The organism is Pseudomonas sp. REP124, from assembly GCF_020164475.1.
Lineage (GTDB): Bacteria > Pseudomonadota > Gammaproteobacteria > Pseudomonadales > Pseudomonadaceae > Aquipseudomonas.
Window position 1 is genome coordinate 1 of record NZ_JAIQWX010000233.1, and the last position, 6290, is coordinate 6290.

General features: G+C 63.0%; 3 protein-coding genes. All 3 read right to left on the reverse strand.

Features of this window, described 5'->3' with window-relative positions; translation table 11 throughout:
* Positions 1 to 185: 185 nt before the first annotated feature.
* A complete protein-coding gene (locus K9857_RS29245) occupies positions 186 to 737 on the reverse strand; it encodes a hypothetical protein (protein WP_224541878.1) in 552 nt (183 codons plus the stop codon).
* A 366-nt stretch (positions 738 to 1103) separates the two neighbouring features.
* Positions 1104 to 3467, reverse strand: coding sequence for a tetratricopeptide repeat protein (locus tag K9857_RS29250; protein WP_224541880.1), 2364 nt, complete (start codon positions 3465 to 3467; stop codon positions 1104 to 1106).
* Positions 3468 to 3692: 225 nt separating this feature from the next.
* Positions 3693 to 6206, reverse strand: a complete 2514-nt coding sequence (locus K9857_RS29255; RefSeq protein WP_224541882.1) for a fused MFS/spermidine synthase — start codon at positions 6204 to 6206, stop codon at positions 3693 to 3695.
* Positions 6207 to 6290: the final 84 nt, after the last annotated feature.

Here is a 6290-nt window from a genome sequence, read left to right on the forward strand (position 1 = left end):
CGGCCTCTTCGCGGGCAAGCCCGCTCCCACAGGTCCTGAGCTTGGCCGGGAAATGGCTGAACGACGCAGAATCCTGTAGGAGCGAGCTTGCTCGCGATGGTCGTCAACGATAACGCGGGAAGCCTGATGCCCAGTGGTGTTCTTGACTCCATCGCGAGCAAGCGCTCCTACAGGGGGTGCCGTTCTTAATTGATACGAACCAGCGCCGCGCGATCTGCCGGCGACAGCTGATCGATTTCCAGCAGGGTCAGGTTCTTTGGCGCTTCACCAGCCAGTGGGCTGCCGAGGTTGCCGGCGGCATCTTCCGGCAGTTTGTACATGGCGCCGGTCATCGGGTCGACCACCAGCATGCCGATCAGGCCGCCAATCAGGATGTTGCCCCAGTACCAGCCGCTCATGCTGGTATCCAGCGTGGTGCTGGTGTCGGCGTAACCGTCTTTCTTGAAGGTGATGGTGTAGGTTTCGCCTTTGAAGTAACCACGGCCTGATGGCAGCGTCACGGTGTTGGGCGTGGAACCGTTGTGAACAACGATGCCTTGTTTGTTCTGGATGGTGAAGTTGGCACCGCTCGGAGTGCTCGATACGTTCACCGGGTATTTGCTGTCGCCGACGATGCTGGCGCAGCCGGACATCAGTAGGGTGGTGGTCAAGGCCGAGAGGGTGAGCAGCTTGCGCAGGGATTGCATTGTTGATCCTTGGTACAGGGTTTTGCCGTCATTGGCCGAGGCGGGCGTCATGCAGACCTCGTTTGAAGCGGGGGTGGTTGAAGCGGCGCGAACTTTATCACTGATGGCGCAGTGATATCACGAAAAATCGAATGGATTTGGTTTGGGCCGATATCAATGGCGAATGTGCCGGCCTCTTCGCGAGCAAGCCCGCTCCCACAGGTCCTGAGCTTGGCCGGGAAATGGGTGAGCAACACAGAACCCTGTGGGAGCGTGGCTTGCCCGCGAAAGCGTCAGGTCGGTCGACATCAATGTTGGATGTGCCGGCCTCTTCGCGGGCTTGCCCGCGATGGTCGTTAACGATAACGCGGGAAGCCTAACAGCCCGCGGTGTCTCAGGGTCCATCGCGAGCAAGCTCGCTCCTACAGACTTTTTGCGTTATTTCAGGGCCGGATCTCCCATGTTCATTTTCTTCCAGCCCTGCAACAGCACCTGCGCTTTGGGCTCCTGGCCGTTGTTGAGGTAGTACTGGATCAGCGCCAGGCGGGCGTTGCGGTTGGTGGGGTCGAGTTTCAACAGGCGTTCGAGCTCTGCGCAGGCTTCATCGACCTTGCCGCTGTCATGCAGCGCCACTGCCAGCACGTAAGCGTACTGCGCGGTTTGAGGTTCCAGTTGCGCGGCCTTGTGCAGGTAGGGCATCGCTTGGGCGGTCTGGCCGGCGCGGACCAGCGCCAGGCCCTGGGTGTGTTGCAGAAGGGCGGCGTCGGGGTGTTCTTTCAGGCTTTGCGCCAGCAGCGTTTGCGCCTCCTGACTGCGACCATTGCCCTCCAGCCACTGCACCAGGGTCACCAGCGCAGGGTAGAAGTCCGGGTCACGTTGCAACGCAGCGCGAAGCAAGGCTTCCATCTCGCCATTGCGACCGCTGGCCTGATACAGCAACGCCAGATTGAGATTGGCTTCTGCGCGTTCCAGCAGGCTTTTCTGCACCGCCTCGTATTCGGCGATGGCGCTGTTCCAGTTGCCTTGCGCGCTACCCAGTCCATTGCGCGCCACGCTGAGCAAATCCCGCGCTGCGGCAATGCGCACGGCTTTCACCGGATCGCTGAGCAATGGCGACAGCAACTGCGCCCGCTCCGGTGGTGGCAGGAAGGCGCTGACGGCATGCACGGCACTTTCACGCACCTGCGGTGCCGGATTGTTCAGGTCTTTGCTCGCCAGTTTCAGCGCCTGCTCACTGGGGTAGGCGGGCAGTTCGGCCAGCAAGGTCGCCCGCTGAATCGCCGGCAGATTGCTGCGCTGCAATTGTTCGAACAGCGCCTGGGCCGCGCCCGCCTGACCATTGCGAATCAGCCACAGGCTCTCGTCGTAACGCGGGGCTTGCGGCGCATTCGCAGCGCTGCTCCACAATTTGAACTGCTCGGTGACCTTGTCCCCGGCCTTGCCCTGGTGACAGGTCAGGCAAGCGTCCGGCGTGCCGAGCTTCCGGGCACGTTCAGGATTGGGGATGCTGAAACTGTGGTCATGCCGGAAGTCATTGCCCATGTAGAACTTGCCCGGCATGTGGCAATCCACGCACTGCGAACCCGGCTGGCCCATGGTGTGACGGGTGTGTTCGACCGAATCGTAGTTCTTCGCCTGCAGGCCCTTGCCATCGACCCCTTCGACCGCCGTCTTGCCCGCCGTGTTGTGGCATTGCAGGCAGACACCGTTGCCCGGCGCCTTGAGCTGTTCGCTGTGGGGGTTGTGGCAATTGCTGCACCGCACGCCCTTGTCGAACATCTTGCTCTGGGCGAAGGAGCCATGTTCGAACACCTCGTCCTTGATCTTGCCGTCCAGCGCATACAACTCACGGGACAGGACGCTGGGCAGATAATCGTCCATCAGACGCTTGCCGACGGTGTAGCCGTCCCCCAGCGGCGCACGGCGGGCGTGGCAACGGGCGCAGGTTTCGATCTCGACCGTGGCGTTCTTGTCCTTGAGGTCGACGGCGAATCCGGCGTGGATCAGGTCGGTCTTTTTCTCCGCCCACTGCAAGTGGTTGGATGCCGGCCCGTGGCAGGCCTGGCAACCGACGCCGAGGCTGTTCCACTGACTGTCGAAGGTGTTTTTCGCCGCGTCGAAATTGCGCTTGTAGCCGGTGGTGTGGCACTCGACGCACATGAAGTTGGCGTTCTGGCTCGGTTTGCTCCAGTGCAGCGGGTCCTTGAAGGTCACGCCCTGGCCCGGATAGAGATGGAACCAGCGGTTCTTCTCCGTATCCCAGGCCACGCCCAGCGCCTGCAAGCGGCCACCGCCGACCTCGATCAGGTATTGCTGCAACGGCGCAATGCCGAAGGTGTAGGCGACCTTGAAGTCGGCATTCTTGCCGTCGATGCCCGGAGTGTTGACCCAGAAGCCGTCGTCCTTGCGCGAGAAACGGGTGGTTTCGTTTTCCGCCTTGAAGGTGACGTTGTTGAAATCGCCGAGCATGGTCTCGGCACTGGCCGCCTGCATCGCCAGTTGGTGGTGCGAGCCTTGCCAGTCCTTGACCTGGGCGCTGTGGCAGCCCTGGCATTGCTGTTCGTCGACCATGGTGGCCGGCGCCATGGCGACAGGTTGCGGTTTGACCGGTTGTTGTACGGCGGGCTTGCTGACCGGCGCATAGGTGACGACCGGAACCGGCTTGCTGCCGAACAGAAACCAGCCGATGCCCACCACCGCCAGCAGCAGGATGCCGATAGTGACGGGAAACAGGTAGCGGTTGATCGGGGTCGGTTGCGAATCGGGCTTTGCGGTTTGTGCTTTGTTTTTATCTGTCGGCATTACGACTTCCGTAGTCCAGGTTCGCGTTCAGGCTGGGTGCAGCTTTGCCGGATGTTACCGGCCTGTCAAATTCCGACACCCCTGTACCTGAACCAACATCTGTGGGAGCGAGCCTGCTCGCGATGGACTGACAAACACCGCAGGGTGTCAGGCAGCCCGCGTTATCGTTGACGACCATCGCGAGCAGCCTCGCTCCCACAGGTATCGGGTTCAGGTAGCGAGGTGTCATTCACCAACAAACCACCGGTAATACGGATTCCCCCCATCCCCACGCATCACCTCGCGAATATCCCGCGCCCACGCATCGCGGTCCCCATCGTAAGCATGCAGGCTCGCCCGGTAGAACTGCATCAGGCGTTGCCGATGGGTGTCCATGCGCTCGGTGAATGCCGCATCGGCATTGAGCAGCGGCGGTGCGGTATGCAGGTCCAGCAACGCTGGCAGCACCCGGGTGATTTCCTTGGCTCGCACCCACGGCGCGTATTCGATACGCGGTTGATCGTCGGTCACCGCTGGCGCGTCGGCGGCGAAGCGTTCGAGACCTTCGCGATCGGTCACCCAAGTGGCGAGCAGGGCCGCCGCCGAACCGATGCCGACATCCTGCAAGGTTCCGCGCACGCTGTCCTGCTGGAAGCGTGCGCCGATTTTCGCGGCGTCCAGTTCGATCGGGTCCAGGGACCCCACCAGCAGCATCTCGTGGAACTCGCTGGTCCAGACATTGGCGTAGGGGAAGACGTCGAGGAAGCTGCGCACCAGCGAGCGCGAATCGTCGATGTTCTGCGTCGGCAGCGGCAGCCACTGGGCCACCAGACCCTGTTTCTGCAAACGGCTGGCGGCCAGTTGGTAGAAATCCCGGGAATACAGATTGACCACCCCAGCGGCTGAAGGCGGTGGCGGTTCGAGGGTGATCAGGTCGTAGCGCTGGGGATTGCGCAGCAGTTCCTGGCGACCGTCCCGCAGACGGACGTCGACGCCCGGGTCGGCGGCAGCATTGAAATTGCCCTTGAACAGCGGCGCGGCCTTGACCACCGACGGCAGCAATTCGGCGACCACGCGATGCTCCAGCCCCGGATAGCGGGTCAGGGCGCCGGCGGTGATGCCGGTGCCGAAGCCGATCACCAGCGCCGAGCGCGGTTCGCCGTTATGGATCAACAGCGGCAGCAACGCCTGAATTCGCATGTAGCGCAGCGACGGCATCGCGTCGCCGGTGTTGGACACGCCCTGGATATACAGACGCTGGAAGGTTTTCTGGCCCTTGCCCTGACTGACCACGGCGACCGTGCCGCCGCGTCCTTCTTCATAAAAAGTGATATTGCCGTTGCGGGCGCCCGGCAACAGGCTGGCGAGTTTGCCGACCGGGGTAAATACCGCGACAGCCACGGCGACCAGGCCGATAACGACCACCGCCTGCCGTCGACCTTTCCTGACACCATGGCCCTTGCGCACAGCAAAGTAACCAATCGCGGCGGCAATGATCGCCAGCAAACCCAAGGTCCGCACCAATCCCAGCAGCGGAATCAGGATAAACCCGCAGAGCATCACGCCGATGATCCCGCCGAGGGTGTTGAATGCAACCACCTCACCGACATTTCGCCCGACATGCTCGCGGCCAACGCTCAAGCGCAAAGCCACGGGAAACGCCGCACCCAGCAGCAGGGTCGGCACGAAAACGATGCTCAACGCAGCCACCGCAAACCGCGCACTCATGCCCACCAGTTCGCTGGCACCCATCGACAGGACCCAGGCCTCGACGACGCTTTGCGCCAGCACCAGCCAGCGTCCCAGCAGGGCGATTTCCAGCAGCGCGATCAACCCGGCACCGGCAATCAGCAAACCGAACACGCCCCAGGGATCGCGCAGGCGGTCGACCCGACGGGCAAGCAGGAGGCTGCCGAGAAACAGCCCGGTGAGGTAGGTCGCCAACACCACGGCAAAGGCGTAGGTGCGGGTACTCATGAACTGCACGATCGATTGCGACCAGACCACTTCGTAACCCAGGGCCACCCCGCCGGCAATCGCGTACAGCCACAGCGCCAGGCGATCCGGCGCCTTTTCCTCATGATGTTTGGCAGGTGCATCGCTCACCAACGGACTCTGGCGCTGAAACCAAAGGGCCCCGGCGGCGGCCAGCAAGTTGAGCATCGCCGCGAACAGCGCACTGCCGCGTACGCCGAGTGTGGCAATCAGGACGAACCCGGCGAGCAGGGTGCCGGCGATGGCGCCGGCCGTGTTCGCTGCATACAGCTGGCCACCGGCCTTGCCCAGCTGCTGCGGATCGCTGGCCAACGATCGCACCAGCACCGGCAGCGTGCCGCCCATCAGCACGGCGGGAAGCCCCACCAGCGCAAACGGCAGGACCCAGGCCAGCAGGCCCACATGTTCTTCCAGCCAGGCAAACGGGCTGGCCGCCAGGCTCATCGCGAACGTCGCGCCCACCCCGAGCACCGCCACCAGCACTTCCAGCCCGGCATACAACAGCGCCGGTTGCTGCAAGCGGTCGGCCCAGCGCCCGAACCACAGGCCGCCCAGCGCCAGGCCTGCAAAGAACGCGCTGATCCCGGTGGTAATGGCGTACACCTCGACACCCACCACCAGCGACAGCTGCTTGATCCACAGCACCTGATACACCAGTGCGGCGGCGCCGGAGACGAACAGCAGCAGGGTGGGGATCAGCAGCGCGGGAGAAGCGACGTGATGGACGGGTGTGGCCGACGACTTGCTGGCGACGCGTGAGGACATATGCCTATTGCCTTGTTCCAGTTCAGATCCGTTGCGACTGTGCTGGCCTCATCGCGGGCAAGCCCGCTCCCACACAGGTTCTGC